Here is a 25,256-nt window from a genome sequence, read left to right on the forward strand (position 1 = left end):
CATGACGGAACTCTCCATCCGTCCCGAGGAGATCCGCGACGCGCTGCAGCAGTTCGTGTCCGACTACTCCCCGAGCGCCAGCAAGACCGAAGAGGTCGGCATCGTCGCCGAGGCCGGCGACGGCATCGCACGGATCGAGGGTCTGCCCTCGGCCATGGCCAACGAGCTGCTCGAGTTCGAGGACGGCACGCTCGGCCTCGCGCTGAACCTCGACGTCCGCGAGATCGGTGTCGTCATCCTGGGTGACTTCTCCGGCATCGAGGAGGGCCAGAAGGTCAAGCGCACCGGCGAGGTGCTCTCCGTGCCCGTCGGCGACGGCTACCTCGGCCGCGTGGTCGACCCGCTCGGCCAGCCGATCGACGGTCTGGGCGACGTCGAGACCGACGGCCGTCGTGCCCTCGAGCTCCAGGCCCCCAACGTGGTGCAGCGTCAGTCGGTCTCCGAGCCGCTCATGACCGGCATCAAGGCCATCGACTCGCTCACGCCCATCGGTCGCGGCCAGCGTCAGCTGATCATCGGTGACCGCCAGACCGGCAAGACGGCGATCGCCATCGACACGATCATCAACCAGAAGGAGTTCTGGGAGAGCGGCGACCCGACCAAGCAGGTCCGCTGCATCTACGTCGGCATCGGTCAGAAGGGCTCGACCATCGCCGGCGTCCGCGGCGCCCTCGAGGACGCGGGTGCGCTGGAGTACACGACGATCGTCGCGGCCCCCGCCTCGGACTCGGCCGGCTTCAAGTACCTCGCCCCGTACACCGGTTCGGCCATCGGCCAGCACTGGATGTACCAGGGCAAGCACGTCCTGATCATCTTCGACGACCTCTCCAAGCAGGCCGAGGCCTACCGTGCGGTCTCGCTCCTGCTGCGTCGTCCGCCGGGCCGCGAGGCCTACCCCGGAGACGTCTTCTACCTCCACAGCCGGCTGCTCGAGCGTTGCGCCAAGCTCAACGACGAGCTGGGCGCGGGCTCGATGACGGGTCTGCCCGTCATCGAGACCAAGGCGAACGACGTCTCGGCCTACATCCCGACCAACGTCATCTCGATCACCGACGGCCAGATCTTCCTGCAGTCGGACCTGTTCAACGCCAACCAGCGCCCCGCCGTCGACGTCGGCATCTCCGTCTCGCGCGTCGGTGGTGCGGCCATGACCAAGGCGATGAAGGCGGTCACGGGCTCGCTCAAGGTCGACCTGGCTCAGTACCGCGCCATGGAGGCGTTCGCCATGTTCGCCTCCGACCTCGACGCCGCGTCCAAGGCGCAGCTCGCCCGCGGACAGCGCCTCATGGAGCTGTTCAAGCAGGGTCAGTACGCCCCGTTCCCGATGGAGCAGCAGGTCGTCTCGCTCTGGGCCGGTACCCAGGGCAAGCTCGACCCGGTCCCCGTCGAGGACATCAGCCGCTTCGAGGAGGAGTTCCTCGACTACGTGAAGCGCTCGCACGAGGGCATCTTCACCACGATCCGCGAGACGGCGAAGTTCGACGACGACACGGCGTCCTCCCTGGAGTCGGCGTACACGTCGTTCCTCGAGCAGTTCGAGACCAGCGAGGGCGGACGCATCTCCGTCGGTCGCGAGGAGTTCGACGCTCTGGACGACGAGGACGTCGAGCAGGAGCAGATCGTCAAGCAGAAGCGGGGCTGACCCACATGGCAGCGTCGGTACGAGAGCTACGAGCGAAGATCAGGTCGACCCAGGCGACCAAGAAGATCACGCGCGCCATGGAGCTCATCGCCGCCTCGCGCATCATCAAGGCGCAGCAGCACGCGGCGGCGGCGGCCCCGTACGCCCGTGAGCTGACCCGGGCGGTGTCGGCGGTGGCGACGTTCTCCAACGTCGACCACCCGCTCACCACCGAGAAGGAGAACCCCACGCGGGCGGCGGTGCTCGTCATCACGAGCGACCGCGGCCTCGCGGGGTCGTACTCCTCCAGCGTCCTCAAGGAGGCGGAGCGGCTCACCGAGAAGCTCCGGTCCGAGGGCAAGGAGGTCGACTTCTACCTCTCCGGTCGCAAGGCCGTGACGTACTTCTCCTTCCGCCAGCGCGAGTTCGTCTCGTCGTGGACCGGGTACTCCGACAAGCCGGAGTACGCCAACGCCCGCGAGATCGGCGACGCGCTCACGAGCCTGTTCGCCCAGGACGAGACGGACGAGGAAGCGATCGACCCGTCCCGCGCCGTCGACGAGCTGCACATCGTGTTCACGCGGTTCAAGTCGATGCTCACGCAGGAGCCGGACGTCATCCGTCTGCTCCCGCTCGAGGTCGTCGAGGGCACGGAGGCTCCCGAGGAGTCGGACCTGCTGCCGCTGTACGAGTTCGAGCCCTCGGCCCACGAGGTCCTCGACGCGCTGCTGCCGAAGTACGTCAACAGCCGCATCTACTACTGCCAGCTGCAGGCGGCCGCCTCCGAGCTCGCCGCCCGCCAGAAGGCCATGAAGTCCGCGACCGACAACGCGCAGGACCTCATCGAGAAGTACACCCGCATTGCCAACCAGGCCCGCCAGGCCGGCATTACCCAGGAGATCAGCGAGATCGTGGGCGGCGCCAACGCGCTCGCCGACGCCACCGCTGGTCAGGAGTGAGAGAGCTATGACTGCCACTGCCGAAGAGAAGACCACGACCACCGGTCGCGTCGCGCGGGTCATCGGCCCGGTCCTCGACATCGAGTTCCCGTCGGACTCGATGCCGGAGATCTACAACGCGCTCACCGTGGAGACCAGCATCCCCGGGAGCGAGGAGACCCTCACCCTCGAGGTCGCCCAGCACATCGGTGACGGCCTGGTGCGCGCCATCAGCCTGCGCCCGACCGACGGTGTCGTGCGCGGCAGCGTCGTCACCGACACCGGCGAGCCGATCTCGGTGCCGGTCGGCGACCAGACGCTCGGCCGGGTGTTCAACACCACCGGCGCGGTCATGAACATGCCCGAGGGCGAGACGTTCGAGGCGGCCGAGCGCTGGGGCATCCACCGCAAGGCCCCCGCCTTCGACCAGCTCGAGTCCAAGACGCAGATGTTCCAGACCGGCATCAAGGTCATCGACCTGCTGACGCCCTACGTCCTCGGCGGCAAGATCGGCCTGTTCGGCGGCGCCGGCGTCGGCAAGACGGTGCTCATCCAGGAGATGATCGCCCGTGTGGCCAAGGACCACGACGGTGTGTCGGTGTTCGCCGGAGTCGGCGAGCGCACCCGCGAGGGCAACGACCTCATCGCCGAGATGGAGGAGGCCGACGTCCTCGACAAGGTCGCCCTCGTCTTCGGCCAGATGGACGAGCCGCCCGGAGCGCGTCTGCGCGTGGCGCTGTCGGCCCTGACGATGGCGGAGTACTTCCGCGACGTCCAGAACCGCGACGTGCTGCTGTTCATCGACAACATCTTCCGGTTCACGCAGGCCGGCTCGGAGGTCTCCACGCTGCTCGGGCGCATGCCGTCCGCCGTGGGCTACCAGCCGACGCTGGCCGACGAGATGGGCGTGCTGCAGGAGCGCATCACCTCCACGCGTGGTCACTCGATCACGTCGCTGCAGGCGATCTACGTGCCGGCCGACGACTACACGGACCCGGCGCCCGCCACCACGTTCGCGCACCTGGACGCCACCACCGAGCTCAACCGTGAGATCGCCTCCATGGGCATCTACCCCGCGGTCGACCCGCTGACGTCCACCTCGCGCATCCTGGACCCGCGCTACATCGCCGACGACCACTACACGACGGCCAACCGGGTCAAGGGCATCCTGCAGCGCAACAAGGAGCTCCAGGACATCATCGCCATCCTCGGTGTCGACGAGCTGAGCGAGGAGGACAAGACGATCGTCTCGCGCGCCCGTCGCATCCAGCGCTTCCTCAGCCAGAACACGTACGTGGCCAAGCAGTTCACCGGCATCGAGGGCTCCACCGTCCCGCTCGACGAGACGATCGACGCCTTCACCAAGATCTGCGACGGCGAGTACGACCACGTGGCCGAGCAGGCCTTCTTCATGTGCGGCGGTCTCGACGACGTCGATGCGAAGTGGGCCGAGATCCAGAAGAACTCCTGATGGCGGACACGACGCTCCAGGTCGAGCTGGTCGCCGCCGACCGCGTGGTGTGGTCGGGGGAGGCCCACGAGGTCGTCGCCCGCACCGTCGAGGGTGACCTCGGCGTCCTCGTCGGGCACGCGCCGCTGCTGTCGGTGCTCGTGCCCGGCGTGGTCAAGATCAAGGCCGACGGCGAGACGGTCGTCGCGGTCGTCGAGGACGGGTTCCTGTCCGTCGCCGACGACCGCGTCTCGATCCTGAGCGAGGACACCCACCTGGTGTCCGAGCTCGACCGGGACCAGGTGCAGGCCGAGCTGGAGCAGGCGCGGTCCGACGACGACGACGCTGCGGTCCAGCGTGCCGAGGCCAAGCTCCGCGGCATCGAGCTGGCCTAGGGTTCTCGGCCGTCTGCCGGAGGAGGGAGGGCGGGGTGCCGCTGTGGCTGTGGGCCGTGGACCTCGTCCTCGCCGCGATCGCCTTCACCGTCGTCCTGCTGGCCGTCCTCGTGCTGCGCCGTCGGTACCTGGCGCGCACGCTGGGCGCCTTCGACCTCAGCATCAACAAGCGGGACGGCGCGTCGGCCCAGGGGTGGACCCTGGGCCTCGCGGTGTACCGCGGAAGCACGCTGGAGTGGTACCGGACCTTCTCGTTGCGGCTGCGTCCGGCGTACCGGTTCTCGCGGGACGCCATGGCCGTCGACGGTCGTCGCGACCCCGTGGGCGGTGAGGTGCACGCGGTCCACGACGGGCACGTGGTCGTGACCACGCGCAACCCGACACCGGTGCAGCAGCTCGCCCTGACCCCGGCGGCCCTGACGGGGCTGCTGGCCTGGCTCGAGGCATCACCCCCGGGGCAGCGGGTCAGCACGGTCCTGTGAGCCGACGCGTACGGCGTCCGGTCGTGAGCCGCCGCGGCATGGGTGAGACCTGCGGAAGTCGAACGCGTCTCGGCGTTTCCATTGACGATCGTGCGAGGACTACGGGACCATGGTCCCGATGGACCATGCCCGGTCGACCGGGCCCCCCGATGGAACAGGTAGCCCCATGAACCGTATTGCCAAGCGCATCGTCGTCGCCACCTTCGCGTCGGCCCTCGCGTTCCTGCCGCTGTCGTCGCCGGCCCAGGCTGACGTCGACTCCACGTCCTCCGTCACCAAGGTGACCAAGGTCAAGTCCGGCGGCACCGTCACCACCCAGCGAGCCATCGACTGGGAGTGACCCCCACCAGCACGTGACCAGATCGCCGTCGTCCCGCGTGGACGGCGGCGATCTGCGTCTCCGGTGGGCTCGCCGGCGCTCGCCGCTGTGCCGTCGGGTCGGCTCGCCAGCGCTCGCCGCTGTGCCGTCGGGTCGGCTCGCTAGCGCTCGCCGCCGGGCACCCAGAGGATGTCGCCGGCCTCGCGGTTCGCGTAGCGACCGAGGATGAACAGCAGGTCGCTCAGCCGGTTCAGGTAGCGGGCCGTCAACGGGTTCATCGTGTCGCCGTGCACCTCGATCGCGGCCCAGGCGGAGCGCTCGGCGCGCCGGGTCACCGTCCGCGCGACGTGCAGGGCCGATGCCGAGCGGGTGCCGCCGGGCAGGATGAACGAGCGCAGCTTCTCGAGCCGGTCGTTGTACTGGTCGCACCAGCCCTCGAGGCGGTCGACGTAGTCGGGCTCGACACGCAGCGGCGGGTGCTCGGGGTTCTCCACGACCGGAGCGCCGAGGTCGGCGCCGACGTCGAACAGGTCGTTCTGCACGTGCCGGATCACCGCGGTGACCTCGTCGTCCAGCTCGTCGAACGCCAGGGCGAGCCCCAGCTGGCTGTTGGCCTCGTCGACGTCGGCGTAGGCCACGAGCCGCAGGTCGTTCTTCGAGGTGCGGCTGAAGTCGACCAGGTTGGTCGTGCCGTCGTCGCCGGTCCGGGTGTAGATCCGTGTCAGGTTGACCATGACCTCACCCTAGGGCGTGTCGCTGGAGGCGGCCGGGCCACCTGAGGCGGGTCGCGTGGCTCACAGAGTCTGCCGCGTCACGTTACGGCGCGGTAACCTGACCGGCATGCCTGACAAGTCTGCGCCCGACCGTCCCTGGGTGATGCGCACGTACGCCGGACACAGCTCGGCGGCCGAGTCCAACGCGCTGTACCGCAAGAACCTGGCGAAGGGCCAGACGGGGCTCTCGGTGGCCTTCGACCTGCCCACCCAGACCGGCTACGACCCCGACCACGTGCTGTCTCGCGGCGAGGTGGGCAAGGTCGGCGTCCCGATCCCGCACCTGGGGTCGATGCGACGGCTGTTCCAGGACATCCCGCTCGGCGAGATGAACACCTCCATGACGATCAACGCCACCGCCATGTGGCTGCTCGCCATGTACCAGGTGGCCGCCGAGGAGCAGGGCGTCGATCCGTCGGCGCTCGCCGGGACGACCCAGAACGACATCATCAAGGAGTACCTGTCGCGCGGGACCTACGTCTTCGGTCCTGCCCCGTCGCTGCGGCTGACGACCGACATGATCGCCTACACGGTCAACACGATCCCCAAGTGGAACCCGCTCAACATCTGCAGCTACCACCTGCAGGAGGCCGGTGCCACGCCCACGCAGGAGATCGCCTACGCGCTGAGCACCGCCATCGCGGTGCTCGACGCCGTGAAGGACTCCGGCCAGGTCGACGACGCCGACTTCGAGAAGACCGTCGGGCGCATCTCGTTCTTCGTCAACGCCGGCGTCCGCTTCATCGAGGAGACCTGCAAGATGCGTGCCTTCGGGCAGCTCTGGGAGCAGATCACCCGGGACCGCTACGGCGTCACCGACCCCAAGATGCGCCGCTTCCGCTACGGCGTGCAGGTCAACTCCCTGGGACTCACCGAGGCCCAGCCCGAGAACAACGTGCAGCGCATCGTGCTCGAGATGCTCGGCGTCACGCTCAGCAAGAACGCCCGTGCCCGTGCGGTGCAGCTGCCCGCCTGGAACGAGGCGCTCGGCCTGCCCCGCCCCTGGGACCAGCAGTGGTCGCTGCGCCTCCAGCAGGTCCTCGCCTTCGAGTCCGACCTCCTCGAGTACGACGACATCTTCGAGGGCTCGCACGTCATCGAGGCCAAGGTGGCCGAGCTCGTGGAGGGTGCGCAGGCCGAGATCGACCGCGTGCAGGCCATGGGCGGTGCGGTGGCGGCCGTCGAGTCCGGCTACATGAAGTCCGAGCTGGTCGCTTCACACGCCGCGCGCCGCTCGAAGATCGAGTCCGGCGAGATGAAGGTCGTGGGCGTCAACAGCTACGTCGAGACCGAGCCGTCGCCCCTGACCGCGGACCTCGACGGCGCCATCATGGTGGCCGACCCGCAGGCCGAGGCCAACGCCGTCGCCGACGTGCAGGCGTGGCGCGAGCAGCGCGACCAGGGTGCCGTCGACGCGGCTCTCGAGAGGCTGCAGTCCGAGGCCAAGACCGAGACGAACCTGATGGAGGCGACGCTCGCGGCCGTGCGGGCCGGTGCGACCGTGGGGGAGTGGTCGGGTGCGCTGCGCGAGGTGTTCGGCGAGTACCGGGCACCCACCGGCGTCTCCGGTGCCGTCGGCGTGGCGGAGGCCGGCGCCGAGCTGACCGCCGTGCGCGAGAAGGTCAAGCGCACGGGTGACGAGCTCGGCACGCGGCTGCGCTTCCTGGTCGGCAAGCCGGGCCTGGACGGCCACTCCAACGGGGCCGAGCAGATCGCCGTGCGCGCCCGCGACGTCGGCTTCGAGGTCGTGTACCAGGGCATCCGGCTGACTCCCGAGCAGATCGTCTCCGCCGCCGTGGCCGAGGACGTGCACGTGGTGGGTCTGTCGATCCTGTCGGGGTCGCACATGGAGCTCGTGCCCGACGTGCAGCAGCGCATGCGCGAGGCCGGCATGGACGACGTGCCCCTCATCGTCGGTGGCATCATCCCCGACTCCGACGGTCGTCGTCTCGAGGCGGACGGCGTGGCCGCGGTGTTCACCCCGAAGGACTTCGGCATGACCGACATCATGGGTCGCATCGTCGACGAGATCCGCAAGGCCAAGGGCCTCGAGGCCTGACCGCGTGCGAAGGGCCCGGGACCACACGGTCCCGGGCCCTTCGTCGTCCGCGGGTCAGTTGAGGACGCGGAAGTCCTCGGGCAGCGCGCCGCCGGACTGGATGTCGCGGGTCAGGTCCTGCAGGGCCATGAGCGCGACGGACTGCGTGAACGGGCCGTACGACACGCGAGCGACGCCGAGCTCCTGCTGGCGCGCGAGGGGGATGGATCCGGGGTAGCCGATGGTGGTGAGCCGCTGCGGGCCCCAGGCGTCGACGAACGCTCTGACGTCGTCCTCCGAGAGGGGGCCCGGGACGAAGACGATCGGCGCGCCGACCTCGATGAAGGCCCTGCCGCGCTCGATCGCGTCGGCGATGACCTCGTCGTGCGGGCGGTCGCCGGCCTTCGCGACGACGTCGGTGCGGGCGTTCAGCACGAACGGGATGCCCTCGGCCTCACCGGCCTTCACGACGGCCTCGACCGCGGCCACGGCCTCGGCCAGCGGCTTCACCTGGTCCTCGAGGTTGGCACCGACCGCGCCCACGCCGATCGCCTTGCGGGCGGTCTCGCCGGGATCGCCGTAGCCGGCCTCGAGGTCGGCCGTCACCGGCAGGTGCGTGTTCGCGACGATGAGCCCGACGGCGGCGATCATCTCGTCGACCGGGATGTTCTCGCCGTCCTCGTAGCCGTGCGACGCGGCGATGGAGTGGCTCGCCGTGGCGAGGGCCTTGGTGCCCTCGACCTCGGTGACGATGCGGGCGGTGATGGCGTCCCACACGTTCACGACGGTGAGCAGCTCCGGGGCGGTGTGCAGGTCGAGCAGCGTCTGGGCGCGTGTCTTCAGGTCCATGACGCCGACGCTAGGGCACGACGTCGGGACCCACCAGACGAATGCCGCCCCGGGATGGACTCAGGCGGCCAGGGCGTGCTTCTTGGCCTTCTTGCCCTGGGTCTTCGTGTTCTTCGAGCCGGACTTCTTGCCCTGGGACTTCGTGCTCTTCGAGCCGGACTTCTTGCCCTTCTTGCTCTTCTTTGACTTCTTGTCCTTCTTCTCCACCGGGACGACGGTGCCGTCGGCGCCGATGCGGACGAGCCGCCTCTTCTTCACGCCGTAGCCGTCGGGGAGGGTGCCTTCCTTGAGCATCCGGATCGGGCAGCGCTTGCAGCGGTTCTTGCTGACGCAGCACTTGCGCTTCGGCTCCTTGGACACGAGCAGACCGTAGCATCGGGCCCATGAAGTCACCCGGCGACGATGGAGGACGACGATGACGTCACAGGCGTTCGTGGAGAAGCTCAACGAGCAGCTCGGGCACGAGTTCGGGGCGCACCAGCAGTACGTGGCGATCGCGGCGTACTACGACGCCCAGACGATGCCGCGGATGGCGGCGCTCTTCTACGACCAGGCGGCCGAGGAGCGCGACCACGCCATGATGATGGTGCAGTACCTGCTGGACGCCGGCGAGACGCCGCACATCCCTGCGCTGCCGGCGCCGGTGGGGGAGTTCGGCGACGTCGTGGAGCCGGTCCGCGCTGCGCTCGAGCAGGAGAAGAAGGTCACCGAGCAGGTCAACGAGCTGACGCGGATCGCGAGGGCCGACGGCGACTTCGCGTCCGAGCAGTTCATGCAGTGGTTCATCCGTGAGCAGGTGGAGGAGGTCGCCAAGATGGGGGACCTGCTGGCCGTGGTCACGCGGGCGAAGGACGACGTCGACCGCATCGAGGACTGGGTCGCCCGCGAGGACACGGGGGAGTCCTCCGACCCGACGGCGCCCAGGATCGCCGGTGCGTAGGGCCCTGCCGCTCATCGTCCTCGTCGGGGCACTCCTGGTCGGCTGCGGCCAGGACTCCGACGACGGGCCCGGTACGGACGCCGGGGCCGGCGGCGGCTCGGTCGCGGCCACGTCGATCACCATCGAGGTGCGCACCGACGCCGACGCCGAGCCGAACGTCATGACCCTCGAGTGCGACCCGGCAGGTGGCGACCACCCCCAGGCCCAGGAGGCCTGCGCCGCGCTCGCGTCGGCCGGGGCGGACGTCCTCGAGCCCGTGCCGGCCGACCAGGTCTGCACGATGATCTACGGCGGCCCCCAGACCGCCACGGTGAAGGGCACGGTCGACGGCGCGGACGTCGATGCCACCTTCACCCGCGAGAACGGCTGCGAGGTCGACCGCTGGGAGACGCTCGGCACCACCTTCTTCGACGTCCCCCTCCAGTGACCCCCACGAGCGGTGACTTCTCCACCGAAAGGGTCTGAACCGGACCGAGCGGTGCAGATTCCACCGTCCCAGCGCTGGGACGGTGGAATCTGCACCGCTCGAGTCCATTCGGTGGAGAAGTCACCGCTCGGGGGAGTTAGAACAGGCGCAGGGAGGGGTCGTCGATGCCGCGGAGGGCGTCGTAGTCGACGACGACGCACTCGATGCCGCGGTCCTCGGCGAGCACGCGGGCCTGGGGCTTGATCTCCTGGGCGGCGAAGATGCCGCGCACGGGGCGCAGCTTCGGGTCGCGGTTCATCAGCTCGAGGTAGCGGGTGAGCTGCTCGACGCCGTCGATGTCGCCGCGCCGCTTGATCTCGACGGCCACGGCGGCGCCGGCGTCGTCGCGGCACAGCAGGTCGACCGGGCCGATCGCGGTCATGAACTCACGGCGCACGAGCGACATGCCGACGCCGAAGGTGCTCGTGTGCTCGGCCAGGAGCTCCTGAAGGTGCTTCTCGACGCCGTCCTTGCGCAGGCCGGGATCGACACCCAGGTCGTGGCTGGAGTCGGACACGACCTCGTCGATGAGGATGCGCAGCGTGTCGTCGGTCTTGCCGGCCTGCACGACCCACTCGAGGCGACCGTCGTCGGCGGTGCCCTCCTTGAGGCTGCAGGGCGGGCTCATCCAGTTCAACGGCTTGTAGGAGCCACCGTCGGAGTGCACGAGCACCGAGCCGTCGGCCTTGACCATGATGACCCGGGTGGCCATGGGCAGATGTGCGGTGAGCCGCCCGGCGTAGTCGACCTGGCAGCGTGCGACGACCAGACGCACTACTGACGCACCAACGTCCCGAGCTTGAACACCAGCGTGCCGTCCTTGATGGTGCCCTCGTCGTCGTTGCCGTCGCCACCCTGGAGCGTCACGACGCCGTCGGCGACCTCGTAGTCACCCGTCCGGAACTCCGGCACGCCCTGGAAGTCCTCTGAGAAGGTGCCGTCGGCCTTGAAGGTCACCGTCCAGTCGGCCTCGTCGTCGCGCCACGTGCCGGCGAGGTCGGCCGCGTCGGCCGGATCGCCGGTGGGCGCCGCCGAGGGGGACTCGGACGCGGAGGCGGAGGTCGACGGGGACGGCGAGGAGCCGTCGGGGGTCCCCGGTCCGTCGTCGGACCCGCAGGCGGCGAGGGTGCTCAGCGCGAGGGCGGCGACGCCCGTGGCCAGGCTCATACGACGATTCATGTGACAGCCCTCCCGTTGGTGCGGATCGGACGCTAGTGTGTCACGACCCCGAAGTTACCTAGGAGTAGGCATGCAGGAGATCGTGGACCGTCTCACGGCCGACGACCGCGGCGCCGAGATCGCCCGGACGCTGGTGTACCCGTACCTCAACCACGCCGCCACCATGTACGAGAGCGGCTACGCCACCAAGGACGACATCGACGCCTCGATGCGCTTCGGCTGCGGCTACCCGATCGGCCCGCTGGCCCTGGTCGACGCCCTCGGTGCCGCCACCGTGGTCGAGGGCCTGCGCGCCCAGCACGCCGGCACCGGTGACCCGCTCCACGAGCCGGCTCCCGTGCTCGTGAAGCTCGCGGAGTCCTCCGAGACGTTCGAGGCCGCCGCCGACGCGGGCGCCGACGCGGCTCCCCAGAAGCACCACCCGGTCGCCAAGGTCGGCGTCGTCGGCACGGGCACCATGGCCTCCGGCATCGTCGAGGTCTTCGCCAAGGCCGGGCACGACGTGGTCTTCGTCGGTCGTTCCGACGACAAGGTCGCCGCCGTCCAGGCCCGGATCGAGAAGAACCTCGACCGGGCGATCGCGAAGGGCCGGCTCACCGAGGACGAGAAGTCCGACGTCATCGGTCGGCTGACCGCCGCCACGGACCGGCACGCGCTCGACGACGTCGACATCGTGGTGGAGGCCATCGCCGAGGACCTCGACGTGAAGCTCGAGCTCTTCCGCGACCTCGACCGCATCACCAAGCCCGGGGCGATCCTCGCGACCACCACGTCGTCGCTCTCCATCGCGTCGTGCGCCGAGGCCACGTCGCGTCCGCAGGACGTCGTGGGCATGCACTTCTTCAACCCCGCCCCGGTCATGAAGCTCGTCGAGGTCGTCTCCGCGGACTCGACGTCGCCCGAGGTCGCCGAGACCGTCAAGGCGCTGTGCCTCGACGTCGGCAAGCACCCGGTCTCCTGCGGTGATCGCGCCGGGTTCATCGTGAACGCGCTGCTGTTCCCCTACCTCAACGACGCCGTGACGCTGCACGAGTCTGGTGCGGCCTCGCTCGAGGAGATCGACACCGCGCTCAAGGAGACCAAGCTCCCCATGGGTCCGTTCGAGCTGCTCGACGTCGTCGGCAACGACGTCTCGCTGGCGATCCAGCAGACGCTGGTGTCCACCTTCGGTCACGAGGGCTGGACGCCCGCGCCGACCCTGGAGCGCCTGGTCGCCGAGGGCAAGCTCGGCCGCAAGACCGGCGAGGGCTTCCACACCTACTGAACCGATCCGACGAGAGGAGGGCGCCCGGGGTAACCCGGGCGCCCTCCTCTCGTTGGCCTGGGCAGGGGACAGGAAGGCAGAGCACATGCGGACCAGGGGGGTTCTGCGCATCGCTGCGGCGCTGCGGCGGCTCACGCTCGTGAGCGTGGCGTCCGCCGTGCTCACGCTCGTGTCGCTGCACGCGTTCGACCGCGGGTACGGGACCACGGACGAGGACGTCTGCGCCGTCGCGGGCTGTCCCGCCATGGCGCCGGCACTCGCCGAGCTGGTCGAGTCGCAGCAGGCGCTCGGGATGCACTGCACCAGCACGCCACGACTGAGCGACGTGGTGGCCGTCGACGACGGTCGCGGCGGCGCCACCCTCAGCTCGCTCGCCGACGTCGTGGCCACGAGCGTCGGCATGACACATCGCACGGTCGTCTACTGCCGCTGAGCGGTAACCCCGACCCCACCCGCTCGTTGAGGTGGTCGTGGCGGTCATCCGGCCGTCGCCTCGGGGGCCGACGGATCCGGAGCCCCTGTGTCGACGATGCAGACCGCCCAGCAGGCGAGTCGGGTCGTGCGCATCGCGGCGTTGTCGTTCGGGCTCTCGTTCCTGCCGGCCCTGGCGGTCGTCCAGCATCTGGTCGACCCGCCGGCGGCCACGGAGGACGTCAAGCAGGTGATGCGCTGCGGCGCCGCTTCCTGTGACCGGGAGATGTCCTCCGCGGCCACCGCGCTCGTCGCCCGGCTCACGGAGCAGGGACTCGTGTGCAGCTCGGCGCCCCGGCTGACCGACGTCGTCGTGGTGGAGCGGATGACGGGGGAGGCCGAGGTCGTCGTGTTCGACCGTGCGCTCGAGGTCGCCGCCCACCGGGAGGGCTGGCTCCGCTCCTACTGCGTCGAGGACGTCGCCGGACGATAAGGTCACCCGGGTGTCCAGACGACGGCCGCCCCGACGACCGCGGCAGGGACAACCGTCGGCCGGCCCACCCCCTGTCGAGCCGAAGGCCGACGGCGGCTGGCACGTGCGACGCCTGACGGGTGCCGGTGCGACCAGCAGCTACACGTGCCCCGACTGCCACCGTCCCATTCCGCCCGGGACTCCTCACGTGGTGGTCTGGCCCGTCGAGAAGCCGCTGCTCAGTGCGGCAGCCGTCGACGAGCGCCGGCACTGGCACACCGCCTGCTGGCGCCGCAAGCCCTGACCCGCGCGAACCTCGCCGGACCCGGCCACCCTCGGGCGGTCCGGACCGGCGAAGGGCCGTCGATCAGCGGGCCGCCGGAGCCTCGACGGTGTCGTCCGTGTCGTCGTCCGAGGCGTCCTGCGGGGCCGGGTCGTCGGCCCGGTCCTGCGGGGCGGACGCGGACGCGGTGCTCGCGGCCGAGTCGCCCGCGAAGGACGCGACGATGTCGCGGAGCTGACCCATCTGCGCCAGGATCCCCTCGCGTCGACGCTGCAGGTCCTCGACCTCGGTGCGCAGGGAGCGGGTCTCGCGCTCCACGTCGGTGGTCGCGGAGGCGCGCAGGTGGTCGGCCTCGGCCTTGGCGTTCGCCACCAGGGCTGCCGCCTCCTTGCGCGCGTTGTCGACGATCGACGACGCGTCCGTGCTGGCCGACTCGCGCGCCGCGTTGGCCTTGCTCATGAGACCTCGGGCTCGCTCGTCGGCGGCCGCGGCACGCGTCTCGGCGTCCGTGACCAGCTTGGACGTCTGCTCGGTGGCGGCCGCGTGGTTCTCGGCGGCCTCGCGAGCCAGACGCTCCTTCTCGACCGCCAGCACGCGACGGGCCTCGGTGACCTCCCGGTCGGCGGCCGCGCGAGCCTGCTCGACCTCACGGGTGGCGCCGAGGCGCATGTTCTGGGCGTCCTGCTCGGCCGCGAGACGGATCTGGGCGGCCTCGCGGTCGGCCTGGGCGCGCACGTCGTCGGCGTGTGCAGCCGCGTCGGCACGGCCGGCCTCGGCCTCGGTGAGCAGCTCGCGCCGCTTCTCCTCGAGCTCGCTGACCGCTCGCGTGCGCAGGTCCTCGGCCTCCTTGGCCGCAGCGGTGCGGACGAGGGCGGCCTCCTCCTCGGCGACCTTCAGCACCTCGTCGGCCTCGCGGCGGGCACGCGAGCGCACCTCGTCGGCCTCCTGCTCGGCCAGCTGCAGCAGCTGGGCGGCGTGGCCGCCGAGCCCGGAGTACGTGGGCCGGTCGATGGCCTCGACCCGCTCACGCAGCTGCTCGACGAGGTCGTGCAGCTCGTCGTTCTCCTCCTGCAGCGACTGGACCGCGTCGGCGGCCTTCTGCAGCTCGGCGGACTGGGTGCGGGCCCAGGCGTCGACCGCGTCGCTGTCGTAGCCGCCTCGTCGGGCCAAGGGGAACGAGACCTCGGCGGACTTGCGTGCCGCGTCGAAGATGGACAATCCGGACTGTTCCTCGGACATGCCGCGGTACTCCCTCTGGCTGGATCGACTGGTGCGCGAGCCTGCATCGGACGACGACGCGTCGACTTCGCTCGCGGTGGGTCCCACCATACCCAGGTGGGCCGACGCCCCCGCGCTGCCGCGACCGCGTGCCGGACGCTCGTCCGGTCTCCCCGCGCCCCGGGCGGCGCGGACACGCCGGAGGAACCGGCACGCCACGGACGCGGACGTGCCGAGGGGCCCGGACGGATCGTCCGGGCCCCTCGGTCGAGCGGTGGTGCTGGTCGGTCCTGCGTCAGATGCCGCGGAACCGGTTGATGGCGTCGAGGTGCTTGGCGCGGAACTCCTCGTCGCGGACGCCCAGGCCCTCCTCGGGGGCGAGGGTGAGCACGCCGACCTTGCCCTGGTGGAGGTTGTGGTGGACGTCGAGCGAGGCCTGGCCCACGTCCTCGAGCGTGTACGTGCGCGAGACGGTGGGGTGGATCTTGCCCTGGGCGATGAGGCGGTTGGCCTCGTACGCCTCGCGGTAGTTGGCGAAGTGGCTCGAGACGATCCGCTTCAGGTTCATCCACAGGTAGCGGTTGTCGTACTCGTGCATGAAGCCCGTGGTCGACGCGCAGGTGGTGATCGTGCCGCCCTTGCGCGTGACGTAGACCGAGGCGCCGAAGGTCTCGCGGCCCGGGTGCTCGAAGACGATGTCGATGTCCTCGCCACCGGTGAGCTCGCGGATCTTCTTGCCGAGGCGCTGCCACTCCTTCGGGTTCTGCTGGGTGCCCTCCTCGTTCCAGAACTTCCAGTTCTCCTCGGAGCGGTTGATCACGTGCTCGGCGCCCATGCTCCGGACGATCTTGGCCTTCTCCTCGTTGGAGACCACGCAGATCGGGTTCGCGCCGCCGTTCAGGGCGTACTGCGTGGCGAAGCCGCCGAGGCCACCGGAGGCGCCCCAGATCAGGACGTTGTCGCCCTGCTTCATGTTGCCGCCGTTCTTCGAGACCAGCTGCCGGTACGCGGTCGCGTTGACCAGCCCGGGCGAGGCGGCCTCCTCCCACGTGAGGTGGTCGGGCTTGGGCAGCAGCTGGTTGGACTTGACCAGGGCGATGTGGGCCAGTCCGCCGAAGTTGGTCTCGAAGCCCCAGATGCGCTGCTGGGGATCCATCATCGTGTCGTCGTGGCCGGCGGGGTCCTCGAGCTCCACGGAGAGGCAGTGCGCGACGACCTCGGCACCCGGTTTCCACTGGGTGACGCCCGGGCCCGTGCGCAGCACGACTCCGGCGAGGTCGGAGCCGACCACGTGGTACGGCAGGTCGTGGCGCTTGGTGAGCGGGGAGAGTCGGCCGTAGCGCTCGAGGAAGCCGAACGTGGAGACGGGCTCGAAGATCGACGTCCAGACGGTGTTGTAGTTGATGGCGCTCGCCATGACGGCCACGAGGGCCTCGCCCGGACCCAGCTCGGGGAGCGCGACGTCCTCGACGTGGATCGACTTGCGCGGGTCCTTGTCGCGGCTGGCGACGCCCTCGAACATGTCCACCTCGTCCTTGTGGACAGTGGCGGCGCGGTAGTGGTCGGGGATGTCCAGGTGGGCGAAGTCCTCGCTCGCCGTGTCTCCGGCGAGGATCGCATCGAGGATGTGCTGCACGGGGCCTCCAAGGTGGGGTGTTCCGGCGCTCGGTCCGGCGCGGGGTCGGGGTTTCGGCGATGTTACCGATCCGTAGCGTTCTACGTCCCGGCTCGGGAGTGTGGGTCGGGTCACGCCCGAGGGCGGGCCTCGTGCTCAGTGCGACGTCGAGGACGGCTCGACGAGCTCGACCAGCACGCCGCCGGCGTCTTTGGGGTGCACGAAGTTCACGCGGCTGTCGGACGTGCCGCGCTTCGGCTGGTCGTAGAGCAGCCGGACGCCGCGCTCGCGCAGGATCGCCGAGACCGCGTCGATGTCGAGCACGCGGTAGGCGAGCTGCTGGATCCCCTGGCCGTTGCGGTCCAGGAACTTCGCGATCGTGGAGCTGTCGTTGAGCGGGGCCAGCAGCTGGATGCAGGAGCCGGAGTCGCCGACGGCCAGCATCGCCTCGCGGACACCCTGCTCCTCGTTGACCTCCTCGTGCACGGACCGGAGCCCGAAGACGGAGGAGTAGAAGGCGAGGGCGTCGTCGAGGTCGGGCACGGCGATGCCGACGTGGTCGATGGCGACGAGGAGGTGCTCGGGGACGGTGGCGTCGGCGGGGGCGTCCGACGATGGGGTCGAGGTGGTCATGAGAAGCAGGGTAGGGGAGGTCCGTGCCGCCCGCCGAGGCCCGTCGGAGATCGCACGTATGGTCGATTTCCCCTACCCGTCGGAGGTCTCGTGCACATCGAGCTGCGGATGTTGCGTGCCCTGGTGATGGTCGAGGCCAGCGGCTCCGTCACCCGCGCCGCGGACGGCCTGGCCTTCTCGCCCGCCGCGGTGAGCGAGCACCTGCGAGCGCTCGAGAGGGAGTGCGGGGTGCGTCTGGTCGAGCGCACGGGGTCCGGCACGGCACTCACGGAGGAGGGGCGCAGAGCCGTGCCGATCGCCCGGCTCATGCTCGCCGCGGCCGTCGAGCTGGAGCGGCTCGGCCGGCGCGCGAGCCCGAGCCGCAGCGGTGCCGTACCGCCTGGACCGTCGTCGATCAAGAGCAACCACAGAGATCGTGAGGTTCGTTGATCGGCCCACTCCCGCGCCGCGAGGCTGTCGGCAGACGCGTCGTCGAGCGTCGGGCACGTACGTCGCGCCTGCGGGGGGAGCTGGTCCGGGTGCATCTCGATCTACGGATGCTGCGCGCCCTGGTGATGGTCGAGCGCAGCGGCTCGATCACCGACGCCGCCCGGGTCCTGCGGTTCTCGGCACCGGCCGTGAGTGCTCACCTGCAGGCCCTGGAGCGCGAGTGCGGTGTCCGCCTCGTCCGGCGCGAGGGCGCCGGGGTGCGCCTCACCGAGGAGGGACGTCGGGCCGTGCCGATCGCCCGGCTCATCCTGGCGGCCGCGGAGGAGCTGGGCGGCGTCGCCGACCGCGGGCCGGCGGCGCGCGGCGCTCTACCCGGTGGCAGCGCTCCTCGTCAACACCTCCCGCACGAAGTCTGAGGAAGGGTGGTCGTCGCCGCGGCCCTCCCGAGAGTCTCGTCCCACGCGACACGAGACGGCGGCGGCCGACGAAGGGGACGACGTGAGGCGAGCAGGGTCGGTCACGAGGGCGAGCTCGATGACGGGGTCAGGGTCGATCGCGAGGGCCAGGGGTGCGATCGCCATGGTGACGGCAACGATCCTGGGCGTGGCGGGGATGGTGTCGGCGCCGGTCGCCGCGTCGGCCTCGGAGGACCCCGGTCCGGTGCCGCGTGACCTCTGGGTCGTCGACACCGCCGAGGGCGACTACGTCGTCGACGAGCTCTCGGCGCTCGATGGCACCCCGATCTCCACCGTCACGACCCCGATCACCGCCACGGCGAGCCGAGCGCCGGCCCCCGACGGGCCGTCGGCCGTCAAGGGGTCGGGCAAGGGCGGGTCGAGCACCGGCTCGGGGTGTCGCAAGGTGACGATCTCGAACCGTGCGACGACGTACACGGGCAAGACGGCCTACCGCTACAACACGTGGACCCGCTGGTGCTGGACCAGGTCGACCCAGCACATCCACGCCGGTGGCAGCAACGGCTTCTTCGTCTCCGAGGCCGACGCGTTCCAGTACTGGCGCGGCCAGGTGGCGTCCAACCGGTACTTCTACGACGCAGGTGCGAACGACGGCCACCCGCGCAGCGCGTTCTACCACTACCGGCAGGGGCGCTTCGAGAACTGCGTCTTCAAGTACGGCTGCGTCCAGACCACCTATCCGACCAACGTGATCCGGTCCTACGCCAACGGCACCTACGCCTGGTCGACCTCGGGGGTCTCGTGACGGCGCGCCGCTGGGGGATCCTGCTGGCTGCCCTGGTGGTCCTGCTCCTCCCGACGGCGCTCGCCGGTGCGGGGCTGCAGCGCCAGGTCGGGCCCCTCGAGGTCGGTCTGGCCCTCGTGGTGCTGGTGGTGCTGGGCGTGCTGTTCTTCACCTGGGCGCGGCCTCGGGTGACGTGACCCACATCCGCTCCTGGGCGAAGTGACCCGCGAGTACAGTGACGGGCACCCCACCACCTGTGTCCATGCAAGGGAGCAACCCCATGACCCAGTCCGTGATCGTCGCCGGCGCCCGCACGCCGATCGGCCGTCTGCTCGGCGGCCTCAAGACGCTGTCCGGATCCGACCTCGGTGGCCTCGCCATCAAGGGCGCGCTCGAGAAGGCCGGGATCTCCGGCGACCAGGTCGACTACGTGATCATGGGCCAGGTGCTCGGCGCCGGAGCCGGCCAGGTCCCCGCGCGGCAGGCTGCCTTCAAGGGCGGCATCCCGCTCGACGTGCCGGCCCTGACGATCAACAAGGTCTGCCTGTCGGGCATCAACGCCATCGCGCTCGCCGACCAGCTGATCCGCGCCGGCGAGTACGACGTGGTCGTGGCCGGCGGTCAGGAGTCGATGACCCAGGCGCCGCACCTGCTCACGGGCTCGCGCGAGGGAACCAAGTACGGCAAGGCCACGATGCTCGACCACATGGAGTACGACGGACTGTGGGACGCGCTGACCGACCAGGCCATGGGTTCGCTCACCGAGCAGCGCAACGCCGACGTCGACGCACTGACCCGTGAGGAGCAGGACGCGTTCGGAGCCCGCTCGCACCAGCTCGCGGCCACGGCGCAGAAGAACGGCGTCTTCGACGAGGAGATCGTCCCCGTCGAGATCCCGCAGCGCAAGGGCGACCCGGTGGTCGTCTCGGCCGACGAGGGCGTGCGCGGCGACACCACCGCCGAGTCTCTCGGCCGACTGCGCCCCGCCTTCGACAAGGAGGGGACCATCACCGCCGGCACCGCCAGCCAGATCTCCGACGGCGCCGCCGCCGTGGTGGTCATGAGCAAGGCCAAGGCCGAGGAGCTCGGCCTCACCTGGATCGCCGAGATCGGCGCGCACGGCAACGTGTCCGGACCCGACTCCACGCTCCAGGAGCAGCCGGCCAACGCCATCGAGAAGGCGCTCGCGAAGCAGGGCAGGACCGCGGCCGACCTCGACCTCGTCGAGCTGAACGAGGCCTTCGCGGCCGTCGGCATCCAGTCGGCCCGCAAGCTCGGCATCTCCGAGGACATCGTCAACGTCAACGGCGGTGCGATCGCCCTCGGGCACCCGATCGGGATGAGCGGCGCGCGCATCGTGCTGCACCTCGCGCTCGAGCTGAAGCGACGCGGCGGTGGGCTCGGCGCTGCCGCGCTCTGTGGTGGCGGCGGCCAGGGCGACGCCCTGCTCATCACCGTGCCGTCCGCCTGACGGTCACCCTCACCAGCGCAACCGACCGCCCGTGTCTGCCCCCACTCCCGACGTCGCCGACCTCGTCGCGCGGCTCCAGGAGGGGCAGCCGCGGGCGGTCGCGCGTCTGATCTCGCTCGTCGAGGACGAGTCGCCCGCGCTGCGCGAGGTCAGTGCGGCGCTCGCCCCACTCGTGGGCCGCGCCCACGTGGTGGGCCTGACCGGGTCGCCCGGTGTGGGCAAGTCGACCTCGACCGCCGCCCTGGTCGGGGCTCTGCGTGGCCAGGGCAAGCGCGTGGGTGTGCTCGCGGTCGACCCGACCTCCCCGTTCTCCGGTGGAGCGCTGCTGGGTGATCGCATCCGCATGGGCGAGCACGCCACCGACAGCGGCGTCTACATCCGCTCCATGGCCAGCCGTGGTCACCTCGGCGGTCTGTCGTGGGCGGCGCCGCACGCGTTGCGTGTGCTCGACGCCGCCGGCTGCGACGTCGTGCTGGTCGAGACCGTGGGGGTCGGACAGTCGGAGGTGGAGGTCTCCGGGCTCGCCGACACCACCCTGGTGCTCCTCGCCCCCGGCATGGGCGACGGCATCCAGGCGGCCAAGGCCGGGATCCTGGAGGTCGGTGACATCTTCGTGGTCAACAAGGCCGATCGAGACGGTGCGCAGTCCACCCGGCGCGAGCTGCGCTCGGTCATCGCGATGTCCGAGCGTCCCGAGGGCGCCTGGAAGCCACCCATCACCCTGACGGTGGCCTCGCGTGGTGAGGGGATCGACGAGGTCGTGGCCGAGATCGAGCGGCACCGCGAGCACCAGGAGTCCTCGGGCGGGCTGCGGCGACGCCGGCTCGCCCGCACCCGCCGTGAGATCGAGGCCGTCGCCCTGCACGAGCTGCGAGAGCGGTTCGGGCACGTCGGCGCAGACGAGCGTCTCGACGACCTCGCCGCGGCCGTGCTGGCCGGCGACCAGGACCCGTTCGCCGCGGCCGACGTGCTGCTCGACGTCGTCCGCTGAGGCGTGTCGACAGTCTCAGCGATCGCCCGGGCGCGCCTGCCGCTGACGGGCGGTCGAGTGCGATAGGAATGTTCGCGTGCTGAAGAAGCTCCTGGTGCTCCTCGTCGCCGCGTTCGTGGTCTACTACCTGCTGACCGCGCCCGCCGGTGCGGCCGACGCCGTCTCCGGCGCGGTCGAGGCCGTCATGAACGCCTTCGGCCAGGTCTTCATCTTCTTCAACGAGCTGACCCGGTAGGCCCCGTGCTGGCCGCCCTGCTGGCGCGACTTCCCGAGCAGGACGTCGAGGGGCACCTGCTGCTCGACGAGGGCGAGCACGTGATCGACCTGGTCCGCAAGCACCCGGTCGTCTACCTGCGTCCCGCCGCCGAGGCCCTCGGCGCCGTGCTTCTGTGGGTGCTGGCCGTCGTCGGTCCCATCCAGATCGGGTGGCTGTTCATCCTGCTCGGCGTCGGGGTGCTGCTGCACGCCGGCTACCTGATGCTCCAGGAGCACCGCGACGTCTTCGTCATCACCAACATGCGGGTCTTCCGCGCCTCGGGCGTGTTCTCGGTGCGCATCGCCACCATGCCCATCACCCGCATCCTCGACATCACCGTCGAGAAGCCGTTCGTGGGGCGGGTGCTCGGCTACGGGCACTTCGTCTTCGAGTCGGCCGCCCAGGCCCAGGGCCTGCGCGACATCCGCTTCATCGGCGATCCCGACGCTCGCGACCTGACGATCCAGCGGGTCGTCCAGCGCTCCGGGCTGCGCGGTCCGCGCACGGCCTTCGAGCGGCAGGCGCAGGACGGCCGCTGAGGGCCGGGGCCCGAGGCCTCGGGACGTGGGGTGCGTGAGGACGCTGGCCCCACTTCCTAGGATGGGTCCATGACCTTCTCGCGTCCTGGTGCCATCGACCTGTCCGCCCTGGCGTCGCCCCCGCCGTCCCCGGCCGCAGGACCGTCGGGTGCCGCAGGGGCGTACGCGGTCGACGTGACCGAGCAGAACTTCCAGACCGTCGCCCTCGAGGCCTCGATGCAGCACGTCGTGGTCCTGGCCCTGTGGTCGCCGCGCGCACCCCAGAGCCGCGACTTCGTCGACGTCGTCGGACGCGCCGTCGACGGCCTCGAGGGTCGCGCCCTGCTGGCCAGGGTCGACGCCGATGCCAATCCCGCCATCGCGCAGGCACTGCAGGCCCAGGGCGTCCCGCTGGTCGTGGGTCTCGTCAAGGGCCAGCCCGTCCCGCTCTTCCAGGGTGCGGTCGAGGAGGCCGAGGTGCGCCAGTACCTCGACCAGCTGGTCGCCGTCGCGGTCCAGAACGGGCTGTCCGGACGGGTCGCCGCGCCGGACGCGTCGGAGGACGTCGAGGCCGAGCCCGCCGAGGACCCGCGCTTCGCCGCGGCCGACACCGCCTTCGCGGCAGGCGACACCACCACGGCCATCGCCGAGTACGAACGACTCAAGGCCCAGCACCCCGGAGACGCCGAGGTGGCCGAGCGGCTGGCCGGGGTCAAGCTCTTCGACCGGACGAAGGACGCCGACCTCCAGGCTGCTCGCGCAGCCGCGGCCGACCGGCCCGACGACCTCGACGCGCAGCTGCTGGTGGCCGACCTCGACGTCAGCGGTGGCCACGTCGAGGACGCCTTCGCCCGTCTGGTCGCGCTCGTGCGCCAGGCGCAGGGCGACGACCGCGACCGCATCCGCGAGCGTCTGCTCGAGCTGTTCGTGGTGGTGGGATCGAACGACCCGCGGGTGGCCGACGCGCGACGCGCCCTCGCGTCCGCCCTCTTCTGACGGTGCGAGCGCACCCGGAGGGTTAGGGTGCGGCGACGGCGACGACAGGCGTGGCCGCAGCGAGGAGAGCGACGATGGGCGGACGGCTGGCCTGGCCGGCGCTCGTCGTGGGTGTGCTCCTGTCGGTCGTCGGCCTCGCGGTCGTCGTGGTGCTCGGTCCGGACAGCCGGTTCACGACGGGCCCGCACGAGGTCGACACCGACGCCGCCGCCGTGGTGACCGCCCCCGGTGTCGTCTCCTACCGCGGGCTCCAGGTCGACGTGCTGGTCGAGGTGCCGGTGAACAAGCCGGTGTTCGTCGGCCTCGGCAACACCGTGGACGTGCAGGACTACGTGAGTCGGACGCAACGGCTCGAGGTGACGTCGTTCCGGGTGCCGTGGACGGTCCGCACCCGGGAGGTCGAGGGAGGCCCGGCGCTGCCCGGTGCGCCCACGGCCCTCGACTGGTGGATCGCGGAGTCGGCGGGTCTCGGTGGGGCGTCGATCAGTGCCAGCCTGCCTGACGAGTCCGTCTCGGTGGCCGTGCTCGCGGTGGGGGCCTCGGACCTCTCCGGACTCACTGTCACGTTCGCCTACGGCGTGAAGGGCGGCTTCGGGCTGGGCCTCGGTGCGGTGCTCGTCGGTGCCGGACTCGTGTGGGTGGGTGTGCTGCTGCGGCGTGACACCGCACTCGCTCCCGCGCGGGTCGCGGCACCGGGTGCCTCGGGCGGGGACGAGGAGGTCGAGGAGGTCGAGGAGGTGGTCTACGTCTTCGTCGACGAACGGGGCGTGGAGCACGAGATCTCCGAGGACGAGGCAGAACGTCTCCAGGCGCGCCTGGACCTCGCCGACCAGGCAGGGCACGACGACGTGCCGACCGCGGAGGCCGCCGGGCCCGACTCCTCCACCGTGGACGGTCCGGTCGAGGCGGCGTCCGGCGAGCAGACCGCCCCGGCCCCGGCTCCGGCGACGCCGATCGCCGACCCACCCGCGCCGACGCCGGTCCAGGACGTCGTCTACGTGTTCGTCGACGAGGACGGCGTGGAGCACGAGGTCTCGGCCGACGAGCTGGCCGACTACGAGGTCGTCGACGAGGAGGACGAGCGATGAGGCGGTCCTCACGGCTCCTGGCGGCGCTGGTCTGTGCGCTGCTGGTCCTCGCGGCCTGTGGTCTCCCGCGCGAGCGCGGCGACGCGCCCCCGTCCACGGTCCCGGTCGACGCCGCGGAGGTCGACGCGGTGCTGGCCCGCTACGAGAAGGTGCGCGACACCGCCGCCGAGCTGCTCGACCCCAAGCCGCTGTCGACCGTGGAGAGCGGTGCCGTGCTGGCGATCGACACCGGGTCCTTCGAGGTGGCGCAGCGCCTGGCGCGAGCCGTGGGTGGCGACTCGGCCTCCAACGACGTCGTGCGCCTGGCCACGCCCCGGTTCACGGCCTACCCCCTGTGGTTCATGGTGGAGGTGCAGGACCGCGCGGCCGAGGTCAATCGGGTGCAGATCTTCGAGCGCGCCTCGGCCGTGGACCCGTGGTTCCTCGTCGCCAGCCCGGAGACGCTGCTCACGACGCCGCTGCCCGACCTGCGGGAGCGCGACGGGGTCCAGCTCGTGGTGCCGCCGGACAGCGCCACCGGCATGTCGATGTCGCCCCAGGACGCGGCCGACCGCTACGCCGCGGTGCTCGCGGACCCGGCCTCACCCGCGGCCTCGTCGCTCGAGCAGGACGACTTCATCGAGCAGATGCGCGCGGCGGCCGAGCGCAACGCCTCGCTCGAGGACGTGTCGTTCACGCAGACGTGGTCGGCGCAAGAGGTGCGGCACGTCCTGCGGACCGCCGACGGGGGTGCGCTCGTGTTCGCGACCCTCGAGCGCGTCGACTCCTACGAGGTGGGGGAGGGCGTCCGGGTCACGTGGCCGGACGACTCGCCGCAGAAGGCCCTGCTGGAGTCGGGACTGTCCTCGTCGGGCAGCCTGCGCTACCTGCACCAGGTGCTCGTCTCGATCCCCGGCGGGTCGGGCAAGCCGAGGGTCATCGGTCAGTACGGCGGCGTCGTGGAGGCCCAGGGGCCCTGACG

The 25,256-nt window shown here is 70.8% G+C and carries 31 protein-coding genes; 23 read left to right on the forward strand and 8 right to left on the reverse strand.

All coding sequences use genetic code 11. The features are described from left to right. Position 1 precedes the first annotated feature (1 nt). From atpA to RQG84_RS09735, 6 genes are all read left to right on the forward strand, one after another. Positions 2 to 1,642 carry a F0F1 ATP synthase subunit alpha gene (gene atpA / locus RQG84_RS09710; protein ID WP_055966991.1) on the forward strand — a complete coding sequence of 547 codons (1,641 nt, stop codon included), beginning with the start codon at positions 2 to 4 and terminating at the stop codon, positions 1,640 to 1,642. Between the two features lie 5 nt (positions 1,643 to 1,647). Continuing rightward, on the forward strand, positions 1,648 to 2,580 hold the full coding sequence (locus RQG84_RS09715) for a F0F1 ATP synthase subunit gamma (protein WP_056553950.1): 933 nt from the start codon (positions 1,648 to 1,650) through the stop codon (positions 2,578 to 2,580). Positions 2,581 to 2,587: 7 nt separating this feature from the next. Then, positions 2,588 to 4,030: a F0F1 ATP synthase subunit beta gene (gene atpD / locus RQG84_RS09720; RefSeq protein WP_055966996.1), complete on the forward strand. Its 1,443-nt coding sequence runs from the start codon at positions 2,588 to 2,590 to the stop codon at positions 4,028 to 4,030. Continuing rightward, on the forward strand, positions 4,030 to 4,404 hold the full coding sequence (locus RQG84_RS09725) for a F0F1 ATP synthase subunit epsilon (protein ID WP_055966999.1): 375 nt from the start codon (positions 4,030 to 4,032) through the stop codon (positions 4,402 to 4,404). Before atpD ends, RQG84_RS09725 begins: the two co-directional genes overlap by 1 nt. Before the next feature lie 35 nt (positions 4,405 to 4,439). Continuing rightward, positions 4,440 to 4,886 (forward strand): DUF2550 domain-containing protein, encoded by a 447-nt coding sequence (locus RQG84_RS09730; RefSeq protein WP_311209871.1) that lies wholly within the window; start codon positions 4,440 to 4,442, stop codon positions 4,884 to 4,886. A 166-nt stretch (positions 4,887 to 5,052) separates the two neighbouring features. Then, positions 5,053 to 5,226, forward strand: a complete 174-nt coding sequence (locus tag RQG84_RS09735) for a hypothetical protein (protein ID WP_311209872.1) — start codon at positions 5,053 to 5,055, stop codon at positions 5,224 to 5,226. A 140-nt stretch (positions 5,227 to 5,366) separates the two neighbouring features. On the opposite strand, the gene RQG84_RS09740 is transcribed toward RQG84_RS09735, so the two are convergent. Beyond that, positions 5,367 to 5,939 carry a cob(I)yrinic acid a,c-diamide adenosyltransferase gene (locus RQG84_RS09740; RefSeq protein WP_055967005.1) on the reverse strand — a complete coding sequence of 191 codons (573 nt, stop codon included), beginning with the start codon at positions 5,937 to 5,939 and terminating at the stop codon, positions 5,367 to 5,369. 106 nt (positions 5,940 to 6,045) lie between these two features. Here RQG84_RS09740 and RQG84_RS09745 point away from each other — a divergent pair, with 106 nt between their 5' ends. Next, positions 6,046 to 8,037, forward strand: coding sequence for a protein meaA (locus RQG84_RS09745; RefSeq protein WP_055967008.1), 1,992 nt, complete (start codon positions 6,046 to 6,048; stop codon positions 8,035 to 8,037). A gap of 54 nt (positions 8,038 to 8,091) precedes the next feature. Here the strand turns inward: RQG84_RS09745 and RQG84_RS09750 are convergent, their stop codons facing one another. Next, on the reverse strand, positions 8,092 to 8,865 hold the full coding sequence (locus tag RQG84_RS09750; RefSeq protein WP_311209873.1) for an isocitrate lyase/phosphoenolpyruvate mutase family protein: 774 nt from the start codon (positions 8,863 to 8,865) through the stop codon (positions 8,092 to 8,094). 60 nt (positions 8,866 to 8,925) lie between these two features. Beyond that, on the reverse strand, positions 8,926 to 9,225 hold the full coding sequence (locus tag RQG84_RS09755; protein WP_311209874.1) for a hypothetical protein: 300 nt from the start codon (positions 9,223 to 9,225) through the stop codon (positions 8,926 to 8,928). A gap of 55 nt (positions 9,226 to 9,280) precedes the next feature. On the opposite strand from RQG84_RS09755, the gene RQG84_RS09760 reads away from it, so the two are divergent. Then, positions 9,281 to 9,805: a ferritin gene (locus RQG84_RS09760; RefSeq protein ID WP_311209875.1), complete on the forward strand. Its 525-nt coding sequence runs from the start codon at positions 9,281 to 9,283 to the stop codon at positions 9,803 to 9,805. After that, a complete protein-coding gene (locus RQG84_RS09765; protein ID WP_311209876.1) occupies positions 9,798 to 10,232 on the forward strand; it encodes an SSI family serine proteinase inhibitor in 435 nt (144 codons plus the stop codon). Before RQG84_RS09760 ends, RQG84_RS09765 begins: the two co-directional genes overlap by 8 nt. A gap of 136 nt (positions 10,233 to 10,368) precedes the next feature. Here RQG84_RS09765 and nucS read toward each other — a convergent pair whose 3' ends face one another. Together nucS and RQG84_RS09775 are read right to left on the reverse strand one after the other, a co-directional pair. Then, positions 10,369 to 11,046 (reverse strand): endonuclease NucS, encoded by a 678-nt coding sequence (nucS, locus tag RQG84_RS09770; protein ID WP_055967019.1) that lies wholly within the window; start codon positions 11,044 to 11,046, stop codon positions 10,369 to 10,371. Beyond that, on the reverse strand, positions 11,046 to 11,438 hold the full coding sequence (locus RQG84_RS09775) for a lipocalin family protein (protein WP_311209877.1): 393 nt from the start codon (positions 11,436 to 11,438) through the stop codon (positions 11,046 to 11,048). Before RQG84_RS09775 ends, nucS begins: the two co-directional genes overlap by 1 nt. A gap of 82 nt (positions 11,439 to 11,520) precedes the next feature. On the opposite strand from RQG84_RS09775, the gene RQG84_RS09780 reads away from it, so the two are divergent. The 3 genes from RQG84_RS09780 (at position 11,521) to RQG84_RS09790 (ending at position 13,618) form a co-directional block, all read left to right on the forward strand. Next, a complete protein-coding gene (locus RQG84_RS09780) occupies positions 11,521 to 12,714 on the forward strand; it encodes a 3-hydroxyacyl-CoA dehydrogenase NAD-binding domain-containing protein (protein ID WP_311209878.1) in 1,194 nt (397 codons plus the stop codon). 85 nt (positions 12,715 to 12,799) lie between these two features. Beyond that, positions 12,800 to 13,147 carry a hypothetical protein gene (locus RQG84_RS09785; protein WP_311209879.1) on the forward strand — a complete coding sequence of 116 codons (348 nt, stop codon included), beginning with the start codon at positions 12,800 to 12,802 and terminating at the stop codon, positions 13,145 to 13,147. A gap of 87 nt (positions 13,148 to 13,234) precedes the next feature. Continuing rightward, positions 13,235 to 13,618 carry a hypothetical protein gene (locus RQG84_RS09790; RefSeq protein ID WP_311209880.1) on the forward strand — a complete coding sequence of 128 codons (384 nt, stop codon included), beginning with the start codon at positions 13,235 to 13,237 and terminating at the stop codon, positions 13,616 to 13,618. A 346-nt stretch (positions 13,619 to 13,964) separates the two neighbouring features. On the opposite strand, the gene RQG84_RS09795 is transcribed toward RQG84_RS09790, so the two are convergent. From RQG84_RS09795 to mce, 3 genes are all read right to left on the reverse strand, one after another. Beyond that, the gene (locus RQG84_RS09795; protein ID WP_311209881.1) at positions 13,965 to 15,119 is read right to left on the reverse strand and encodes a DivIVA domain-containing protein; all 1,155 of its coding nucleotides are present in this window, start codon (positions 15,117 to 15,119) and stop codon (positions 13,965 to 13,967) included. Between the two features lie 274 nt (positions 15,120 to 15,393). Next, entirely contained in the window at positions 15,394 to 16,734 is a 1,341-nt protein-coding gene (ccrA, locus tag RQG84_RS09800) for a crotonyl-CoA carboxylase/reductase (RefSeq protein WP_055967040.1), read from the reverse strand. Between the two features lie 135 nt (positions 16,735 to 16,869). Then, entirely contained in the window at positions 16,870 to 17,346 is a 477-nt protein-coding gene (mce, locus tag RQG84_RS09805; RefSeq protein WP_311209882.1) for a methylmalonyl-CoA epimerase, read from the reverse strand. A gap of 90 nt (positions 17,347 to 17,436) precedes the next feature. Here mce and RQG84_RS09810 point away from each other — a divergent pair, with 90 nt between their 5' ends. The 11 genes from RQG84_RS09810 (at position 17,437) to RQG84_RS09860 (ending at position 25,254) form a co-directional block, all read left to right on the forward strand. Continuing rightward, positions 17,437 to 17,775: a LysR family transcriptional regulator gene (locus tag RQG84_RS09810; protein ID WP_311209883.1), complete on the forward strand. Its 339-nt coding sequence runs from the start codon at positions 17,437 to 17,439 to the stop codon at positions 17,773 to 17,775. 107 nt (positions 17,776 to 17,882) lie between these two features. Then, positions 17,883 to 18,191: a LysR family transcriptional regulator gene (locus RQG84_RS09815; protein ID WP_311209884.1), complete on the forward strand. Its 309-nt coding sequence runs from the start codon at positions 17,883 to 17,885 to the stop codon at positions 18,189 to 18,191. Positions 18,192 to 18,354: 163 nt separating this feature from the next. Continuing rightward, the gene (locus tag RQG84_RS09820) at positions 18,355 to 18,996 is read left to right on the forward strand and encodes a hypothetical protein (protein ID WP_311209885.1); all 642 of its coding nucleotides are present in this window, start codon (positions 18,355 to 18,357) and stop codon (positions 18,994 to 18,996) included. After that, positions 18,993 to 19,172, forward strand: coding sequence for a hypothetical protein (locus RQG84_RS09825; RefSeq protein ID WP_311209886.1), 180 nt, complete (start codon positions 18,993 to 18,995; stop codon positions 19,170 to 19,172). Before RQG84_RS09820 ends, RQG84_RS09825 begins: the two co-directional genes overlap by 4 nt. A gap of 83 nt (positions 19,173 to 19,255) precedes the next feature. Beyond that, positions 19,256 to 20,446: an acetyl-CoA C-acetyltransferase gene (locus RQG84_RS09830; RefSeq protein ID WP_055967055.1), complete on the forward strand. Its 1,191-nt coding sequence runs from the start codon at positions 19,256 to 19,258 to the stop codon at positions 20,444 to 20,446. A 31-nt stretch (positions 20,447 to 20,477) separates the two neighbouring features. Beyond that, the gene (gene meaB / locus RQG84_RS09835; protein WP_311209887.1) at positions 20,478 to 21,437 is read left to right on the forward strand and encodes a methylmalonyl Co-A mutase-associated GTPase MeaB; all 960 of its coding nucleotides are present in this window, start codon (positions 20,478 to 20,480) and stop codon (positions 21,435 to 21,437) included. Positions 21,438 to 21,513: 76 nt separating this feature from the next. Next, the gene (locus RQG84_RS09840; protein WP_164468778.1) at positions 21,514 to 21,672 is read left to right on the forward strand and encodes a hypothetical protein; all 159 of its coding nucleotides are present in this window, start codon (positions 21,514 to 21,516) and stop codon (positions 21,670 to 21,672) included. Positions 21,673 to 21,677: 5 nt separating this feature from the next. Further along, positions 21,678 to 22,232: a PH domain-containing protein gene (locus RQG84_RS09845; RefSeq protein WP_311209888.1), complete on the forward strand. Its 555-nt coding sequence runs from the start codon at positions 21,678 to 21,680 to the stop codon at positions 22,230 to 22,232. Positions 22,233 to 22,301: 69 nt separating this feature from the next. Then, positions 22,302 to 23,207: a tetratricopeptide repeat protein gene (locus RQG84_RS09850; RefSeq protein ID WP_311209889.1), complete on the forward strand. Its 906-nt coding sequence runs from the start codon at positions 22,302 to 22,304 to the stop codon at positions 23,205 to 23,207. Positions 23,208 to 23,281: 74 nt separating this feature from the next. Continuing rightward, positions 23,282 to 24,295: a hypothetical protein gene (locus RQG84_RS09855; RefSeq protein WP_311209890.1), complete on the forward strand. Its 1,014-nt coding sequence runs from the start codon at positions 23,282 to 23,284 to the stop codon at positions 24,293 to 24,295. Beyond that, complete coding sequence (locus RQG84_RS09860; RefSeq protein WP_311209891.1) at positions 24,292 to 25,254, forward strand: hypothetical protein; 963 nt, start codon at positions 24,292 to 24,294, stop codon at positions 25,252 to 25,254. The genes RQG84_RS09855 and RQG84_RS09860 overlap by 4 nt, the downstream gene beginning before the upstream one ends. Positions 25,255 to 25,256 lie beyond the last annotated feature (2 nt).

Origin of the sequence: Aeromicrobium sp. WCS2018Hpa-31, assembly GCF_031843905.1 — a bacterium.
GTDB lineage: Bacteria > Actinomycetota > Actinomycetes > Propionibacteriales > Nocardioidaceae > Aeromicrobium.